Below are 16,800 nucleotides of genomic sequence, written 5' to 3' on the forward strand. Positions count from 1 at the left end.
AATGACTAGACAACAAATTTTAGAACGGGCCGTTAAAGAAATCCAAGATGGTATGTGTGTAAATTTAGGAATAGGGATGCCGACCTTGATTGCTAACATGATTCCAAATGACTTTAATGTTATGCTTCAATCGGAAAATGGCTTACTGGGAATCGGACCATATCCAGAAAAAGATGCAGTCGATCCGGATTTGATTAATGCAGGAAAAGAAACAGTAACGGCAAAAGCCGGGGCATCATTTTTTGATAGTGCTGAATCGTTTGCAATGATTCGCGGCGGCCACATCGATCTAGCTATTTTAGGCGGGATGGAAGTTTCCGAAAATGGGGACTTGGCAAACTGGATGATTCCAGGGAAGATGGTAAAAGGAATGGGAGGAGCGATGGACCTCGTCCAAGGAGCAAAACGGATCGTTGTCATCATGGACCATGTGAACAAGCATGGGGAATCCAAAGTGAAAAAGAGTTGTACACTGCCTTTGACGGGTGAAAAGGTCGTCCATTGCCTGATTACCGAATTGGCCGTATTTCATTTTACAGAAGCGGGTATGGAATTGATTGAATTGCAAAATGGCATAACACTTGATGAAGTGAAAAGTAAAACAGAGGCTGACTTTACAATAAGCCCCTCTATTGAAATTAAGGCATAGTAAGAGATTACTTGAATTGACCTATCAGGGAAACGGATAAAACTCATTATTAGGCTACTTTCAGTTCGTAAACGGGCGGACGGAGGTAGTCTGATTTTTTTGTTGTTGAAATAAATTCCCTTTCTATAGTTAAAAAGCAGTTTGTATTTTACTAGAGATTGTGGAGGGAAAACAGGCTTTTCAATTCAGTTATCAATCTTAGATAAATTATTATCTTCTCCATTTTTTACATACAGTTTGTATGGAGAAATAAAAAAACTGTAGGTAAACACGGTTTTCATCGAGTTCGTCTACAGTCTGAAAGAAGGAATTCTTATTAAAAGAATTCCTTCTTTGCATATTAATTGTTAAGAAATGATTTTTCGAAGAATTCCAGAAGATACTCTAGAGTGATTGGATCACTGTAAGTTGATGCTTTACTATTTATTTCAAATACACGATCGTTCTTAACAGCAGGTATATTTTTCCATGAATCAGTCTCCAAAAATGAATTAACAACATCCGGATTTTTACTAAAGATCATATAATCTCCAGCATACTCAGGAAGCACTTCTGATGAGAGGACATAAATGCCTGATTTAAGTGCCTTTTCTTTTACTTTCTCAGGCATTTTCAAATCCATTGCTTGATACAATATTTCTGTCCCGCGTGCATAATTATTTCCAAATACATAAAACTCCTTAGCATCATTTTCAATCACGGAAACGGTTGCATCTTCACCAATTTTTGCACGTATCGCTTCTCCTGCGGATTCTGCACGCGTTTTGAAATCATTAACCCATTCTTTTGCTTCCTTTTCTTTGTTTAAGAGTTTTCCGATTTCTATCTGCTGTGATAAATAATCCAATTTTCCCCAAGTGAATACTACAGTAGGAGCAATGTCGTTTAATTTGCCAATATTTTTCATCTCGGATCCTGCTATGATTAGGTCCGGTTCCAGTTCGATGATTTTCTCCAGGCTATCTTCTGAAACGACTTCCACTCCCTTAAGTTTTTCTTGAAAAAGGGGGTTCATATTAGTCCATTGATCTATCCCAACGATATTACCTTCTAAAGCCAAAACATTAGGTCCATTAGAGAGAGCAATTATTCTTTTTGGGTTTTTAGGAATCTCAATAGGGCCAGTTTCTGATTGATAGGTAAATGTTTCTTTTTTAGTCTTGGATGCATTATCTTCGTTCGCTGTCTCGTTGTTCCCACAAGCACTAAGAATAAGTACGAACAAGAGTAGGAATGGTATGAATAGTTTTTTCATTCTGATTTTCTCCTTGCTAATTATGGTATAGGTTAAAAAAATGTATGTAATTAGTAATGATATTCATTTTCAATTACTACTTAACATGTTAATAGGAATGATAATCATTGTCAATTACTTTCGCCAGATTGCTAAACTCATTGAACTAAACTATCCGCCCCTACTTGTAGAAACATGTTTAAGGCTGGTTGGGGCGAAGCTATGAAAATAAATGGAGGAGTAAGGGGACTGGTAAATGATTGGCAGTGTTGGTCTAGATGTGGCAAAGGAAGAGAGCCAAGTAAGATGGATCAGAACTGAAGAACCTTCAATAGGCATAATCAATTAACGAAGCCTTTAATAATAAAATGGAAATATTCCAGCCATGCTACTTTTCCGTTAAAAAGGCTTATATAAGGTTTAAAGGAGGGATTACATTGACAGTAGCATTACAAACATTATTGGATAAATCAGTGAAAAAGATGGGCACAGGGATGAATCCAGTGGTGAAGGCATCAGCATTGGAAATGATGGAACGTGCTTATAATGAAGGGATTTATGTACAGATAAGTGCTGGCCACCGCTCTTTGGAAGAACAAGCTGCGCTTTATGGCCAAGGAAGAGTTTACAGCTACAATGGAAAAAACTATAGTAATCTAGCTAAGCCTAATGTGACAAACGCTAAACCAGGCCAGTCTTATCATAATTTTGGACTGGCTATTGATTTTTTCACTGTGAGTGATGATGGCAAGAATGCGAACTGGACAGTGAATTCAAAGTGGCAGCGTGTAGCTGCTATAGGTAAGGATTTAGGATTTAAATGGGGCGGGGATTGGAGTTCATTCAAGGATTATCCCCACTTGGAAATGACGGGTGGGCTATCCTATTCACAGTTACAAGCAGGGAAAGAACCTCAGCTTACCTTTAAATTCGAAAAAACGGATATCCCGAAAATCAGCAAAGGAGCTACCCATATAATTTCCATGCAAAAAACGTTAAATAGCAGGTATAAAGCAGCAATTTCCGTTGATGGGTTTTACGGTCCCGAAACTCGATCGGCCCTTATAAAAGCTTTACAAACGGAACTGAATAAGCAATTCAATAAAAAGCTTGCTGTCGATGGAAAATGGGGACCTAAAACCAAGACTGCGCTCGTCACCGTAAAAAAAGGAGCTGCAGGCAATATCACATGGATTCTCCAAGCAGCACTTTACATGGAAGGCTTTAACCCTGGGCCCCTTGATGCAGAATTCGGGGAGAATACAGAGATGGCATTATTTAAATACCAAAAGGCAAGCAAGATTTCTGCAGATAAGCAAGCAGGTAAAGAAACATGGAATGAATTGTTTGCTTGATAGAGAATGCGGGTAAATGATGGCGGATTTGATCCTACACAGCAATAATTCGACCAACATCGTAATAATCGACCTACACCAAATCCGGCCTGCACACGATATTATTCGACCTCCCCCCAAACCTTACCCGGGAAATAATTCACCTAAACTCGACATAATTCGACTTACCCGGGAATAATCCGTCCTATACAAAAATCCCCCTTTTATCTAAAGAATTCATTGAATTTCCAAGCACCAATCATTGCATCGCATTAGGCTTCCTGGCGGGTATTCGAATTCACATTCGGAGATGAGGTTGAAGTCTAGCTTACGGCAAATTGCGTTTGACGCAGGATTATTGATTGACGGGAATGCGTGAATATATTTATATTTTCGTTCGGCTTTGATTTGGGCTATCAGTGCCTTCACGGCATGGGATGCGATTCCTTGTCCTTGAAATGAAGGGAGGACGCTCCAACCGATTTCGTACACATTTTCATTATTCCATTCGGTTTGCCAGTAGCCAACGGAACCAACCGCTTCTGTCTCTGGAAACAGGATGATGCTAAACATGCATCCCTTATTTCCCAGCTGAAGATACCGTTGATGCCGTTTCATGATTTGTTCATTACTTTCCGGACCACCAAGATGTGCCATCATTTCTGGGGCATTAAGTTGAAAAAGTAAATCAAGGTCCTTATCTTCCCATGGTTTAATTTCTAATCTGGTTTCTTTGTTTCGTTCTGAAATACGACTCACCCCTGCCTTTTAATTTTCTTATAGTAACTTTCTTTGCTGGATGCGAGATCCCTTTTTTTATATGTGAAATTACTATTCTATTGGGGTATGATTTTATTAAAGATAAAGAGATGAAAGTTTCCCATTAAATGCTATAATTTACAGGTGATTCTATCAAATGACAGAGAACGGAGATGAAGAAATGAAATCTTCAGTGAATCAGTTTTCCACTCAATTTGAATGGATATTGAATGTGATCAATGTGGGTGTCCATATAGTGAATAAAGATGGGGATACTGTTTTCTACAATGAAATGATGGCACATATCGATGGGCTTGATCGTGAACAGGTATTGGGGGAGAATATCTTTCAGCTTTATCCATCATTGACTGATGAATCCAGTACGCTGCATGTAGCATTGGAAAAGGGCATGGAAACGATTGAGTCCATTCAGACGTATGTCAATTTAAAAGAGAAAAAAATAACTTCCATCAATAGTACGTATCCTTTATATGAGGATGGTGAGATTATTGGGGCAGTGGAAATAGCAAAGGATATTACGAAGGTCATGAATATGTACGACCAAATTGTTGATTTGCGTTCCCAGCTGGCCGAGACCCATAAGAAAACCAAGTTCCTTGAAGGGACGGCGACCTACCATTTCAGTGATTTAATCGGTGATAGCCCTGCATTTAAGCAAGCCATTTCATTGGCGAAAAAAGCGGCCCGAACACATTCCCCAGTCATGATTTATGGACCTACAGGGACAGGGAAAGAATTGGTCGCTCAAAGTATACATAATGTAAGTGCTCAGCGAAATCAACCATTCATAGCGCAAAACTGTGCGGCTGTTCCAAAGGAATTGATGGAGGGGTTGCTGTTCGGTACGACGAAAGGGGCTTTTACCGGAGCGATGGATCGCCTGGGCATTTTTGAACAGGCAAATGGCGGTACCCTTTTCCTTGATGAGTTGAATAGCCTCGATCTCGGCCTGCAGGCGAAATTGCTGCGTGTGCTTCAGGAAGGCGAGGTACGCCGTGTTGGGGGTTCGAAGGAGCAAAAGGTTAATGTGAAGATCATTGCTGCGATGAACATTTCGCCGGAAGAGGCGTTAGAGCGGGGAATCATTCGCTCGGATTTATTCTTTCGCCTGAATGTCGTGACGATCCAAATGCCTTCACTGCTGGAGCGTAAAACGGATATTCCGGAAATCGTCAATCACTTTATTCAGAAATTCAACAAATCATTCTTTACGGAAGTACGCGGGATCAGTCATAAGGCGATGCAGCGGCTTCTTCAATATCCATGGCCCGGGAACATTCGTGAACTGGGACATGCCATCGAGTTAACCTTTAACGTCATGGACGCAGGGGAAGATATGATTGATGAACACCATCTTCCTGCATATCTTTTTCCTTCAGGGAATTACGCTGCAGCAAATGCGCAGAACCATCCTTCCCCATTGAAAAATAAGATTGATTTACCTGTCGTTCTTGAAGAAATGGAAAGGGAAATGATCATCAATATGTTCGAGAAATATAACGGGAATATCAGTAAAACGGCTGAAGCCCTCAATATTAAAAGACAGGGATTACAATATAAGTTAAACAAGTACGGCATTGAAAAAGTTTATACGGCAGGGTCGCGAGAATCAAAATAAATTTGGTAGTATTTGAAACCGCTGTCACTGCATTTTTGATCATGATGTAACTTGAAGAGGGCTCTTATGTAAAGAGACCCTCTTTTTTATGCTTGGCGCAAAGAATCTGGCTGCAAAAAATTAGGCATAACGAAAAATTTCTTGCGATTTTAAGGTCGATTTGTCCCCCTTTTGCTTATGTTTCCCTTGTTATGAATGTTGGCATCATTCTTGCAAATGTATATAGATAAGTTCTTATAATAAGGGGGCATATTAAATGAATTTGATGGGATTGGATGTAAAACATAAAGAATACCTAGGTGGACGCAGGCATTATAATGATATCGAACTTTGGAAGGATGTAACGGAAGAGCAGTGGAATGATTGGATCTGGCAATTGACCAATACGATTAAAACACTGGATGATCTAAAAAAGGTCGTCAACTTGACACCGGATGAAGAGGAAGGAGTTCGGATTTCGACTCAAACGATTCCGTTGAACATTACTCCTTATTATGCTTCTTTGATGAATCCGGATGATCCTCGCTGTCCGATTCGTTTACAATCGGTACCGCTTTCGGCAGAAATGAACAAAACTAGATACGATTTGGAGGATCCGCTGCATGAGGATGAGGATTCCCCTGTTCCTGGATTGACGCATCGTTATCCGGATCGCGTTCTATTCCTTGTAACGAACCAATGCTCCATGTACTGCAGATATTGTACGCGACGCCGTTTTTCAGGTCAGGTTGGCATGGGTGTTCCCAAGAAGCAGCTTGACGGGGCGATTGAATATATCCGGAACACTCCGGAAGTGAGGGACGTGCTGATCTCTGGAGGAGACGGCCTGTTGATCAATGATAAGATCCTTGAATACGTATTGAGTAACTTACGTGCCATCCCGCATGTGGAAATCATTCGGATCGGCACACGTGCCCCGGTCGTTTTCCCGCAGAGGATCACGGAAAATTTATGTAATATTCTGAAAAAATATCATCCGATTTGGTTAAATACGCATTTCAATCATTCCCTTGAATTGACGGATGAAGCGAAAAAGGCATGCGATATGCTGTCGATGGCAGGCGTGCCGCTTGGTAATCAGGCAGTCATCCTGGCTGGTATCAACGATAGTGTCCATATCATGAAAAAGCTTATGCATGACTGTGTTAAAGCAAGGGTAAGGCCTTATTACATTTATCAATGTGATCTATCTGAAGGGATTGGCCATTTCAGGGCGCCGGTTTCAAAAGGACTGGAAATCATTGAAGCGCTTCGCGGCCATACATCAGGATATGCGGTGCCAACCTTTGTGGTGGATGCTCCTGGCGGTGGAGGAAAGATTGCCTTGACTCCGAATTACCTGCTTTCGCAAAGTCCGGATAAAGTCGTTTTACGGAACTTTGAAGGAGTGATCACTAGTTATCCGGAGCCGAAGAATTATGTTTCCGGCAGTGCGGATGCTTACTTTGATGAAGTGTATGGTACTGAGGATAGGAAAGAAGCCGTGGGGATTTCCGCTCTCATGACGGATGAGAAATTCAATTTGGTGCCAGAGGGCCTTCGCCGTCTTGACAAGAGAAAGGCGTATGAAAGCACTGATGAACATGCATCATTGAAGGATCGCCGTGATAAACGGGATGAAATGAAGGAAAAATTAAGGTTAGCCCAAGAAAAAAAGAATGCCTTGGTCGGAAGCGGCTCGGTGAAATCTGAAGGCAAGGAGGAATGAAGATGGATTGCTTGTGGTGTAATGCCCCAAACGTAGAAGAAAGTGAAAAAAAGGATTGTTACTGGATCATGCCTGATGGGAAACGCTCAATAAGAGTCCTTCAAGTTCCAGCCTTGAACTGTCCGGAATGTGGAATCTATGTGTCTGATTCGATGAATCAAAAGGTGGACGAAGCCTTATCCATATATGATGTGAGTGAATACCCTGATGAGTTTACGTATGAGCAGCTTCTTCAGGCACCCGTCAAAAAATTATTCAATTGGAAATAGAATGCCGGGAGAAGCGGATGATATGCATCTCTTCTCCCGAATTCTTTAAATAAGGGGGTTACATAATGCCTGTTCAAAAGCTGCCTTTTTTCACCCAGATCGAGACTGGGGATTGTTATACGATGGAACTCTATCATGATCATGCCAATCAGCGCTTGCGCATGGATGATTATCGGGGAAATATCAAAAAAGCGATGGCCCGGGCGCTTGTCATCGCAAAGGAGCAGGGCTTTACTAAAGTGATACTTAAAGCTAGAAACGAAGATTTATCTACGGCATTGGGACAAGGATACATGCTGGAAGGAATATTAAGCAGGTATTTCAACGGAAATGATGCCTATTGCATGGCTTTCTATTTAACGGATGAAAGGCGAACGAGCGACTTTTGGGTCAAGGAAGATAAAGTCATCCAAGATGTAAGTGAGATTCCCAGACTGATGGATATGCAGAAAATTCCTGAAAATTATATCCTCCGTTTTGCTACAGATGAAGATGCGCAAGAGCTGGCTAATTTATATGGTGAAATTTTTGAAACCTATCCTACACCGATGAATGATGAGCGATATATCAAGAAAGTGATGGAGGAAGGTACGATCTTCAGTGTTATCGAATATGAAGAATCCATTGTGAGTGCTGCATCCGCGGAAGTGAATGAGATGTATCATAATGCTGAATTGACGGACTGTGCAACGATTCCCCATCATCGAAAGCATGGTTTCATGAAGGTGCTAATCTCCGCTTTGGAACAAGAATTGATCAGGAAAAACATTTATTGCTCTTATTCATTGGCGCGATCATTGTCGATGGGAATGAACGCCGTTTTTCATCAGCTTGGTTATGAATATGGCGGAAGATTAACGAAGAATTGCAATATTTGGGATAAGTATGAGGACATGAATATTTGGGGTAAAGATTTATCTTTCAAGTAGGAGGATTGTTTCTATGGCTAAATACACATGGGTTGATAAAGAAACCTGTATTGCGTGCGGGGCATGCGGTTCAACAGGTCCTGAAATTTATGACTATGACGATCAAGGGATTGCTTTTGTGATCTTGGATGATAATCAGGGGATTGCCGAAGTTCCTGAAATCCTGCATGATGACATGCAGGATGCTATGGAAGGCTGCCCTACAGAGTCAATCCTGATTCAGGATGAACCTTTTAGCTGGTAAACTAGGTTTTTTTAATCTGCGAAATTAATTGATTAATAGAATGAAGCACGTGGGTACGAACGTTAAAAGGAGAGATGACATGACACGCAATTATTTGATTAAGCCTACTTTAGATCATGACTATCCCACTATCTCTCATGGGAATGGAATTTATCTTTATGATACAGATGGTAAGCAGTATATAGACGGATCATCAGGTGCTGTTACGGCAAGTATTGGCCATGGTGTAATGGACGTTGTCGATGCAATGACGGAGCAGGCCCGCAAAGTTTCTTTTGCATACAGGTCTCATTTTACGAGTGAAGCCGCAGAAGCATTAGCCAAAAAGCTAAGTGATTTGGCTCCAGGGGATTTGAATTGGTCATTTTTCGTGAATAGCGGATCCGAAGCGACCGAAACGGCGATGAAGATAGCGATTCAGCATTGGCAAGAAAAAGGATATGAGCGTAAAAATCGTATCGTCTCCAGATGGACGAGTTATCATGGAATTACGATGGGCGCTTTATCGATGTCAGGTCATGTACCGAGGAGAAAGCGTTTTGTTCCGCTATTGGAAGATTTCCCTAGCATTTCCGCTCCCTACTGTTATCGCTGTCCTTATAATAATGAATCTTCCGGCTGCAAGCTTCAGTGTGCAAATGAACTGGAAACAGCCATTCAAAGGGTCGGCTCCGAGAATATCGCAGCTTTCATCGCAGAACCGATCATCGGGGCATCCGCTGGTGCTGTAACACCGCCGGATGGCTACTATCAAAGGATTAAGGAAATCTGCGAAAACTATGACATTCTCTTTATCGCCGATGAGGTAATGACGGGAATCGGACGGACAGGAAAAATGTTCGCTATGGAACATTGGGGAGTCGACCCGGATATCATCGCATTGGGTAAAGGAATGAGCGCCGGTTATACTCCAATGGCAGCCACAATGGTTAGTGACCGTGTCATGGAGCCCATTTTAAAAGGCTCGAATTCAATCATGGCTGGACACACATATAGTGCAAATCCTCTATCTGCAGCCGTTTCATTGGAAGTACTTTCCTACATTGAGGGAAATGACCTGGTTCAGGCGGCTGAAGAAAAAGGTCAATATCTGTTTAAGAAGCTGCAAGGGTTGGCTGGGAAATTCGACATCATTGGTGATGTACGGGGGAAAGGGCTTCTCCTCGGACTTGAGTTTGTCTCCAATCGGATATCAAAAACGCCATTCGACTTGCAAATCGGCCTGACTACTAGGCTTGTCAACAAGGCTTTTGCGAAGGGATTGTTGATCTATCCTGCTGCAGGTGCGATTGAAGGAATCGCTGGTGATGCGGTTATCCTATCTCCGCCATTAATCATTACGAATGAAGAAATCGATCGCCTCGTCAAGATACTGGAAGCTTCCCTTGAAGAGTTGCAGCGTGAATTGCACTCGGAAGGTTTGATTGAGGACATGCAGGCTATTTAGGAGGAACGGTATGAAACAGGTCATTACGAAGAAAAACAAAATTGTGACCCTGGAAGAAGCACTGGAGCATATTTCCGATGGATGCACGCTCATGTATGGCGGATTTGGCGGAGTGGGGACTCCCCCCACGCTCGTGCAGGGTATCCTGGCCAAGGGTGTTAAGGATTTGACCTTGATTGGCAATGATACTGGATTCCCTGATATCGGCATAGGCCGGCTAGTGACTGCTGAAAGGGCAAAGAAAGTCATCGCCTCACATATCGGATCCAATCCTAATGCCGGCAGGCTCATGACTGAAGGAAAGCTGCAAGTGGAGTTTTCACCGCAAGGGACATTAGCAGAACGGATTCGTGCTGGCGGTGTAGGCTTAGGCGGGATTTTTGTCGATGTCGGGATTGGCACGATAGCCGAAGAAGGCAAGAACAAGATGGTCATAGAAGGAAAAGAATATTTAGTGGAAACCGCGTTGACCGCTGAAGTCAGCATCGTCCATGCGAAAAAGGCAGATTCGCTGGGGAATTTAGTGTACGACAAGACTGCATGCAATTTCAATCCGCTGGTAGCGATGGCTGGGGCCTTCACGATTGCGGAAGTGGAAGAAATTGTTCCTGCAGGCGAATTGGATCCGGAGTGTATTGCCACACCAGGCATTTATGTAGATATGGTGATTCCGACAAAAGGGGTGAATTGGAAATGGGCATGGCAGTAGATGTACGAAATCGCATCGCGAAACGCGCCGCCAAGGAAATCGATGACGGATTGATCGTCAATTTAGGCATCGGCATCCCTACCTTGGTGGCCGACCATATACCTCAAGATATCCATGTGCTGTTCCATGCGGAAAATGGCGTTCTAGGTACAGGTCCAAGTCCGGATCCGGGGAAAGAAGATCCTGCCCTCTGTAATGCAGGAGGGTTCCCGATTACCACTGTAATGGGCGCTTCTTACTTTGACAGTGCAACTGCATTTGGAATGATCCGGAAAGGATACATCGACATCACCATCCTTGGAGCCCTGGAAGTCAGTGAAAAGGGAGACTTGGCGAATTGGATCGTCCCAGGTAAGCGGGTGCCGGGGATGGGCGGTGCGATGGAGCTTGCCCAGAAAGCCAAAAAGGTGATCGTCCTGATGAATCACGTGAATAAGCAGGGTGAATCGAAGATATTGAAGACCTGTACGCTTCCGTTGACGGCAAGGCAGAGTGTGGATTTAATCATCACAGATATGGCAGTCATGGAAGTTACGGAAGAGGGATTGGTGCTGAAGGAAGTCATGGCGCCATATACCGTTGATGATGTGATAAGGAATACGGAGGCAACGTTGAAAATCCATGCTGCTGTCAACACCATTGAATAGGTAAGAGGAGGAAAAAAGCATGAATGAGGTTGTCATCGTTGCTGGAGCGCGAACTGCAGTTGGATCCTTTGGCAAATCACTACGGAATGTTAAAGCTACCGAATTGGGCCGTCAAGTATTAGAAGGTTTAATGGATAATTGTGAGTTAGGTAAAGAAAAGGTAAATGAAGTGATTTTCGGACATGGCTATGTCCATGGAGGCGGACTTAACTCGGCCCGAATTTCGTCGCAGATGGCATGTTTCCCACACAGTGTCCCAGGCCACGTTGTAATCAAAGCATGTGGATCAGGTTTAAAGGCCATTACCAACGCCGCTTTAACTATCGCTGCTGGTCAAGAAGACGTAATCATTGCCGGCGGAGTGGAGAGCATGAGCAATGTGCCTTATATCGTGAAAAATAGATGGGGCGGTAAATTTGGAAACGTAACGATGGAGGATGCTCTGCTGGCAGATGGATTAATATGTTCCTTGGGAAATGAGCATATGGGAATAACTGCCGAGCGCTTGGCTGAAAAATACGGTATCCGTCGTGAAGAACAGGATCAATTTGCTTATCAAAGCCACAAGAAGGCTTGGAAAGCTATAGTAGAGGGTCGCTTTGATAGAGAAATTATTTCGCTTAAAATCAAGGATCGAAAAGGACTTCAAATCTTCAACCATGACGAAGGGGTACGCGAGGACATTCATCTAGATCAACTAGCCAGTCTTCCAGCAGTATTCAAAAATGAAGGAACCATTACGGCAGGAAATGCCTGTCCTATGAATGATGGAGCTGCAGCTGTACTATTAATGTCCAAGCAGCAAGCAGAAGAAAAGGGATTAAAACCGCTCTTGAAAATAAAGGCTTTCGCCAGTGCAGGAGTTGAACCTGGAGTTATGGGGATTGGACCCGTACCAGCGACTCGAAAGGCATTGGCAAAAGCAGGTCTATCGTTAGAGGATATCGGACTGTTTGAACTAAATGAAGCCTTTGCTGCCCAAGCACTTGCAGTGATCAAGGAGTTAGATTTGAATCAGGATATTGTCAATGTCAATGGAGGGGCAATTGCACTTGGTCACCCTGTAGGAGCAACAGGTGCAAAATTGACAGTCACACTGATGCATGAAATGTTGCGTTCACAAGTTAAGTACGGAATGGTAACGTTGTGTATGGCAGGTGGAATGGGACTTTCAGTAATCTATGAGAATATGTGTATTTAAGGAGGATAAAAGTGCCGGATATAAAAAAACGGATAAACCAATGGATTAAGGATCATCGGGAAGAAGGAACAGACCTATTGCAAAAAATGGTACAAGCCCCGAGTACGCAAGGAAATGAAGCCGGGGCACAGGCCATCGTCGCCGAAAAGCTGGAGGAAATGGGTTTGCAGATCGATAGTTGGGAACCTGACGGCGGCGAACTGAAGAAGCATTCTTATTTCCATTCTCCACGAAGTGATTTCTCCAACAGCCCTAATGTGGTGGGAATCATGAAAGGGACTGGAGGTGGCCGTTCCATCATTTTGAACGGGCACATCGATGTGGTTCCTGACGGTGACCGGGCACAATGGGACGACGATCCATATAGTGGAGCCATTAAGAATGGAAGAATGTTTGGACGTGGCGTAACCGATATGAAAGGGGGCAATGTATCCCTGATCCTTGCCATGCAGGCATTGAAGGAAAATGGCATCCAATTAAAAGGAGATGTCATTTTTCAAAGTGTGATTGAAGAAGAAAGCGGCGGGGCCGGAACATTAGCAGCCGTCCTGAGGGGATATAAAGCCGATGCTGCCCTTATCCCTGAACCGACGAATATGAGGATTTTCCCGAAACAGCAGGGCTCGATGTGGTTCCGGGTCCATGTTAAAGGACGGTCAGCCCATGGCGGAACAAGGTATGAAGGCGTTAGTGCCATTGAAAAAAGCATGACCGTCATCAATCATATTCGTGCCTTGGAAGAAAAGCGAAATGCACGTATCATTGACCCGCTTTATCAGAACACGCCTATTCCGATTCCAATCAATCTAGGTGTCATTGAAGGTGGCAATTGGCCGTCATCCGTTCCAGACCTTGTGAAAATCGAGGGGAGGATGGGCGTTGCGCCGGAGGAAACGATGGAGCAGGCGAAGGACGAAATGGCTGACTGGTTAGTGCAGCTGAAAGAAGTGGACGAATGGTTCAAGGAAAACCCGCCCGTATTGGAATGGTTTGGGGCACGCTGGGTTCCAGGAGCAATTGATGTAGAGCATGAACTGATGAATGCGCTTGTTCATCAATATCGGCGAGTTGCTGGCAAGGACCCGGTCATTGAAGCCTCCCCGTGGGGAACGGATGGGGGATTGCTGACACATGTCGGTGAAACGCCCGCAATCGTGTTCGGGCCTGGAGTGACCGAGGTTGCCCATTATCCAAATGAATACATCCTACTCGACAATGTCTTCTCGACAGCGGAGATCATTGCCCTTACTTTAATTCAATGGTGTGGAATGGAACAAGATCAGGATGAGGCTATTCCTGTAGGGAATAAGCTGACGATTCAAGGCAATGGCAATTAAACCGGATAGTAGACTAGCCAGTAAATATCAGGATTTTCCTTAACTGCAATAAAGTCTTCCACAAAAAGGTTGTGGGAGACTATTCATATCTAAAAATATCTCTTTTACTATTTCTTGAACTTTTAATATTAAAAGAAAATGAGGTAGGAACCATATGGACATGAATCTCATTAATAAGCAAGAACCGACAGTTAAAAGGAATCTCAATGATAAGCAAGAACCGACAGTTAAAAGGAATCTCAAAGCAAGGCATATGACCATGATAGCCATTGGCGGTTCAATAGGAACCGGATTATTCCTGGCAAGCGGGGCAACCATCCAGAGTGCAGGGCCCGGTGGTGCCCTCGCTGCATATGCATGCATTGGAATCATGGTTTATTTCCTTATGACGAGCTTAGGGGAAATGGCGACATATATGCCTGTATCGGGATCATTTTCCACCTATGCCACACGCTTTGTAGATCCCGCATTCGGCTTTGCACTTGGCTGGAATTATTGGTTTAACTGGGCAGTCACCCTTGCCGTGGAAATAGCTGCAGCAGCCATCATCATGAAATTCTGGCTCCCTGATGTACCCAGCCTTATCTGGAGTGCATTATTTCTTGGAATCGTCTTCACCCTCAACGCCCTGTCCATTAAAAGCTTTGGTGAATCTGAATATTGGTTTGCTTTAATAAAAGTCGTCGCCATCATTTTCTTTATCATTATTGGATTATTGACCATCTTAGGGGTTTTTGGCGGAAAGGTGATCGGGTTTGAAAACTTCACCATGGGTGAGGCACCATTCAAAGGAGGATTTTTATCGATCATCAGTATCTTTCTAATAGCGGGATTTTCTTTTCAAGGCACGGAACTGGTTGGTATTGCTGCCGGAGAAAGTGAGGAACCCGAAAAAAATGTTCCGAATGCCATCCGCCAAGTATTTTGGCGCATCCTATTGTTTTACATCGGTGCCATCCTGATACTAGGTCTGTTAATTCCTTATACGAGTCCAAGTTTGCTGAACGGGGATGTAGAAAATATTTCTGTAAGCCCTTTCACACTTGTTTTTGAACGCGCAGGACTTGCATTCGCGGCATCCGTCATGAATGCTGTCGTGTTAACTTCCTTACTATCTGCAGGGAACTCGGGGCTTTATGCATCAACGCGGATGTTATGGTCGATGGCAAAAGATAATCAAGCTCCCAAATTCCTCGCCAAGGTCAATCGCAGGGGAATCCCGATGAATGCTTTGCTTATCACGGCATTAATTGGGGGACTCGCCTTCTTGACCTCCATTTTTGGGGACCATGTATTTACATGGCTATTGAACGCATCGGGGCTAACGGGCTTCATCGCATGGATTGGAATTGCCATAAGCCATTATCGCTTTAGACGTGCCTATGTTGCACAAGGTGGTGACTTAACCGAATTGAAATATAAAGCAAAATGGTTTCCATTCGGTCCGATTTTTTCATTCGTCCTTTGCATGGTCGTCATAGCAGGACAAAACTATGAAGCATACCTAAGCGGCAGCATCGACTGGTATGGCGTCGCTGTCTCCTATATCGGATTACCGATATTCCTGGCAATTTGGTTAGGTTACAAGATTTATCATAAAACCAAATTAGTTTCATTGAAAGATTGCCAATTTGATAAAACCATTTAGCTGATAGGAATAGAAAAACCTGAGACCCCTTTGGGGACTCAGGTTTTTTGTTAATTAAGAAATTGCTTAATTAGACGCCGATACTGTATGAACCTAGTTATATCGACGAAAACCCAGTTATATCTCCGAAAATAGAAATATATCGACGAAAAGGGCAATTATCTCATTATGGAGGTAAGTAGACATATTCTCTTAGGTCCCCGATAAAAAAGGTCGTTTTATTTGCTGCCAGCCCATTCAATGTTGGCTGAAGGTGAAGTGGCACCATAATAGTCAATGCTTTGGCATTTTTGCAGTTTGGGCTGCATGGCTTAAGACCGTGATGATGAATAATCGGGGAGTGAGCGCAATACTATTATTCTATGTACGATATTACCTGTGGATGAAAGGAAACTGATGATGCAAACCTCAAGACTCATATCGAAAGAGGCGTTTCGCGGTTCTGGAATTGGCGTCATTTTCATGGCATTATTCGGCACGTTGTGGGCAGGTACCGGTGTAATGGGATTGCAAGGGTGGGGGTTTCCTTACGTGGAACTTGCTGCCATATTCGTAGGAATCATAATGGTTATAGAGGGCATTTCATTAATATATGCATCACAAAAAATGCCCGATCAAGTTTCAGAAAATGGGGCTAGGCGTTTGAAACGTATGAATTTCTGGTTTAATATCGTTTTCATTGCCGAAGGTTTGCTGATTGGGATTGCCATCGCCATCTGTAATATGATCAATCAGACCGATCTTATTCCTGGAGTCATCGCCATTATTGTAGGGATTCATTTTTTACCTTTGGCGGCGCTTTTCCAAATCAAGGTCTACTATGCAACAGGAGTGCTTCTCTGTTTATTGGCGCTTATCACATTGCTTATTGTGCCAGACACCGTCATGTTTGGGGAGCATCAAATCCTTGCACCGTTATCCTTGCTTGGCTTTGGATGCGCGCTAATTCTTTGGACCACTGGACTGACATTATTGCTTAGTGTAAAGAATCCAAGGGAAGCGAAAGAGGAAAATTCACACAATGAAAATCAATAGGAAACATACAA

General features: G+C 43.3%; 16 protein-coding genes. 14 read left to right on the plus strand and 2 right to left on the minus strand.

The window, feature by feature from the left end; all coding sequences use genetic code 11:
- Position 1: 1 nt before the first annotated feature.
- On the plus strand, positions 2-649 hold the full coding sequence (locus QUF94_RS06375; RefSeq protein ID WP_370016234.1) for a 3-oxoacid CoA-transferase subunit B: 648 nt from the start codon (positions 2-4) through the stop codon (positions 647-649).
- Positions 650-989: 340 nt separating this feature from the next.
- Here QUF94_RS06375 and QUF94_RS06380 read toward each other — a convergent pair whose 3' ends face one another.
- Complete coding sequence (locus QUF94_RS06380) at positions 990-1,904, minus strand: iron-hydroxamate ABC transporter substrate-binding protein (protein WP_289315110.1); 915 nt, start codon at positions 1,902-1,904, stop codon at positions 990-992.
- Between the two features lie 416 nt (positions 1,905-2,320).
- On the opposite strand from QUF94_RS06380, the gene QUF94_RS06385 reads away from it, so the two are divergent.
- Positions 2,321-3,238, plus strand: a complete 918-nt coding sequence (locus QUF94_RS06385; protein WP_289315111.1) for a peptidoglycan-binding protein — start codon at positions 2,321-2,323, stop codon at positions 3,236-3,238.
- Positions 3,239-3,454: 216 nt separating this feature from the next.
- On the opposite strand, the gene QUF94_RS06390 is transcribed toward QUF94_RS06385, so the two are convergent.
- A complete protein-coding gene (locus QUF94_RS06390; RefSeq protein WP_483313678.1) occupies positions 3,455-3,967 on the minus strand; it encodes a GNAT family N-acetyltransferase in 513 nt (170 codons plus the stop codon).
- 166 nt (positions 3,968-4,133) lie between these two features.
- Between QUF94_RS06390 and QUF94_RS06395 the strand changes: the two genes are divergently transcribed.
- The 12 genes from QUF94_RS06395 (at position 4,134) to QUF94_RS06450 (ending at position 16,789) form a co-directional block, all read left to right on the plus strand.
- On the plus strand, positions 4,134-5,615 hold the full coding sequence (locus tag QUF94_RS06395; RefSeq protein WP_289315113.1) for a sigma-54 interaction domain-containing protein: 1,482 nt from the start codon (positions 4,134-4,136) through the stop codon (positions 5,613-5,615).
- Between the two features lie 265 nt (positions 5,616-5,880).
- Positions 5,881-7,323, plus strand: a complete 1,443-nt coding sequence (gene kamA, locus QUF94_RS06400) for a lysine 2,3-aminomutase (protein WP_289318299.1) — start codon at positions 5,881-5,883, stop codon at positions 7,321-7,323.
- Between the two features lie 2 nt (positions 7,324-7,325).
- Complete coding sequence (locus QUF94_RS06405) at positions 7,326-7,592, plus strand: YokU family protein (RefSeq protein ID WP_289315114.1); 267 nt, start codon at positions 7,326-7,328, stop codon at positions 7,590-7,592.
- A 65-nt stretch (positions 7,593-7,657) separates the two neighbouring features.
- Positions 7,658-8,521, plus strand: coding sequence for a putative beta-lysine N-acetyltransferase (ablB, locus tag QUF94_RS06410; protein WP_289315115.1), 864 nt, complete (start codon positions 7,658-7,660; stop codon positions 8,519-8,521).
- A gap of 13 nt (positions 8,522-8,534) precedes the next feature.
- Positions 8,535-8,765, plus strand: coding sequence for a ferredoxin (locus tag QUF94_RS06415; RefSeq protein ID WP_061464616.1), 231 nt, complete (start codon positions 8,535-8,537; stop codon positions 8,763-8,765).
- A 79-nt stretch (positions 8,766-8,844) separates the two neighbouring features.
- The gene (locus tag QUF94_RS06420) at positions 8,845-10,212 is read left to right on the plus strand and encodes an aspartate aminotransferase family protein (RefSeq protein ID WP_289315116.1); all 1,368 of its coding nucleotides are present in this window, start codon (positions 8,845-8,847) and stop codon (positions 10,210-10,212) included.
- Positions 10,213-10,222: 10 nt separating this feature from the next.
- Positions 10,223-10,921, plus strand: a complete 699-nt coding sequence (locus tag QUF94_RS06425) for a CoA transferase subunit A (RefSeq protein WP_289315117.1) — start codon at positions 10,223-10,225, stop codon at positions 10,919-10,921.
- Complete coding sequence (locus QUF94_RS06430) at positions 10,906-11,568, plus strand: 3-oxoacid CoA-transferase subunit B (protein WP_289315118.1); 663 nt, start codon at positions 10,906-10,908, stop codon at positions 11,566-11,568. The genes QUF94_RS06425 and QUF94_RS06430 overlap by 16 nt, the downstream gene beginning before the upstream one ends.
- A 19-nt stretch (positions 11,569-11,587) precedes the next feature.
- Positions 11,588-12,769 carry a thiolase family protein gene (locus tag QUF94_RS06435; RefSeq protein WP_289315119.1) on the plus strand — a complete coding sequence of 394 codons (1,182 nt, stop codon included), beginning with the start codon at positions 11,588-11,590 and terminating at the stop codon, positions 12,767-12,769.
- 11 nt (positions 12,770-12,780) lie between these two features.
- Positions 12,781-14,106 (plus strand): peptidase, encoded by a 1,326-nt coding sequence (locus QUF94_RS06440; RefSeq protein ID WP_289315120.1) that lies wholly within the window; start codon positions 12,781-12,783, stop codon positions 14,104-14,106.
- 154 nt (positions 14,107-14,260) lie between these two features.
- Positions 14,261-15,754, plus strand: a complete 1,494-nt coding sequence (locus QUF94_RS06445) for an amino acid permease (RefSeq protein WP_483313639.1) — start codon at positions 14,261-14,263, stop codon at positions 15,752-15,754.
- A gap of 378 nt (positions 15,755-16,132) precedes the next feature.
- Positions 16,133-16,789 carry a DUF7010 family protein gene (locus QUF94_RS06450; protein ID WP_289315121.1) on the plus strand — a complete coding sequence of 219 codons (657 nt, stop codon included), beginning with the start codon at positions 16,133-16,135 and terminating at the stop codon, positions 16,787-16,789.
- Positions 16,790-16,800: the final 11 nt, after the last annotated feature.

The sequence above is a fragment of the Peribacillus sp. NJ4 genome (assembly GCF_030348345.1).
Classification (GTDB): Bacteria; Bacillota; Bacilli; order Bacillales; family DSM-1321; genus Peribacillus.

Excerpts from the sequence above, each read along its gene's own strand:
- QUF94_RS06415 (WP_061464616.1), top strand. The coding sequence starts at position 8,535 with ATGGCTAAATACACATGGGTTGATAAAGAAACCTGTATTGCGTGCGGG.
- QUF94_RS06395 (WP_289315113.1), top strand. The coding sequence starts at position 4,134 with ATGACAGAGAACGGAGATGAAGAAATGAAATCTTCAGTGAATCAGTTT.
- ablB (WP_289315115.1), top strand. The coding sequence starts at position 7,658 with ATGCCTGTTCAAAAGCTGCCTTTTTTCACCCAGATCGAGACTGGGGAT.
- QUF94_RS06425 (WP_289315117.1), top strand. The coding sequence starts at position 10,223 with ATGAAACAGGTCATTACGAAGAAAAACAAAATTGTGACCCTGGAAGAA.
- QUF94_RS06405 (WP_289315114.1), top strand. The coding sequence starts at position 7,326 with ATGGATTGCTTGTGGTGTAATGCCCCAAACGTAGAAGAAAGTGAAAAA.
- QUF94_RS06420 (WP_289315116.1), top strand. The coding sequence starts at position 8,845 with ATGACACGCAATTATTTGATTAAGCCTACTTTAGATCATGACTATCCC.
- QUF94_RS06430 (WP_289315118.1), top strand. The coding sequence starts at position 10,906 with ATGGGCATGGCAGTAGATGTACGAAATCGCATCGCGAAACGCGCCGCC.
- QUF94_RS06375 (WP_370016234.1), top strand. The coding sequence starts at position 2 with ATGACTAGACAACAAATTTTAGAACGGGCCGTTAAAGAAATCCAAGAT.
- QUF94_RS06435 (WP_289315119.1), top strand. The coding sequence starts at position 11,588 with ATGAATGAGGTTGTCATCGTTGCTGGAGCGCGAACTGCAGTTGGATCC.
- QUF94_RS06445 (WP_483313639.1), top strand. The coding sequence starts at position 14,261 with ATGGACATGAATCTCATTAATAAGCAAGAACCGACAGTTAAAAGGAAT.
- kamA (WP_289318299.1), top strand. The coding sequence starts at position 5,881 with ATGGGATTGGATGTAAAACATAAAGAATACCTAGGTGGACGCAGGCAT.
- QUF94_RS06380 (WP_289315110.1), bottom strand. The coding sequence starts at position 1,904 with ATGAAAAAACTATTCATACCATTCCTACTCTTGTTCGTACTTATTCTT.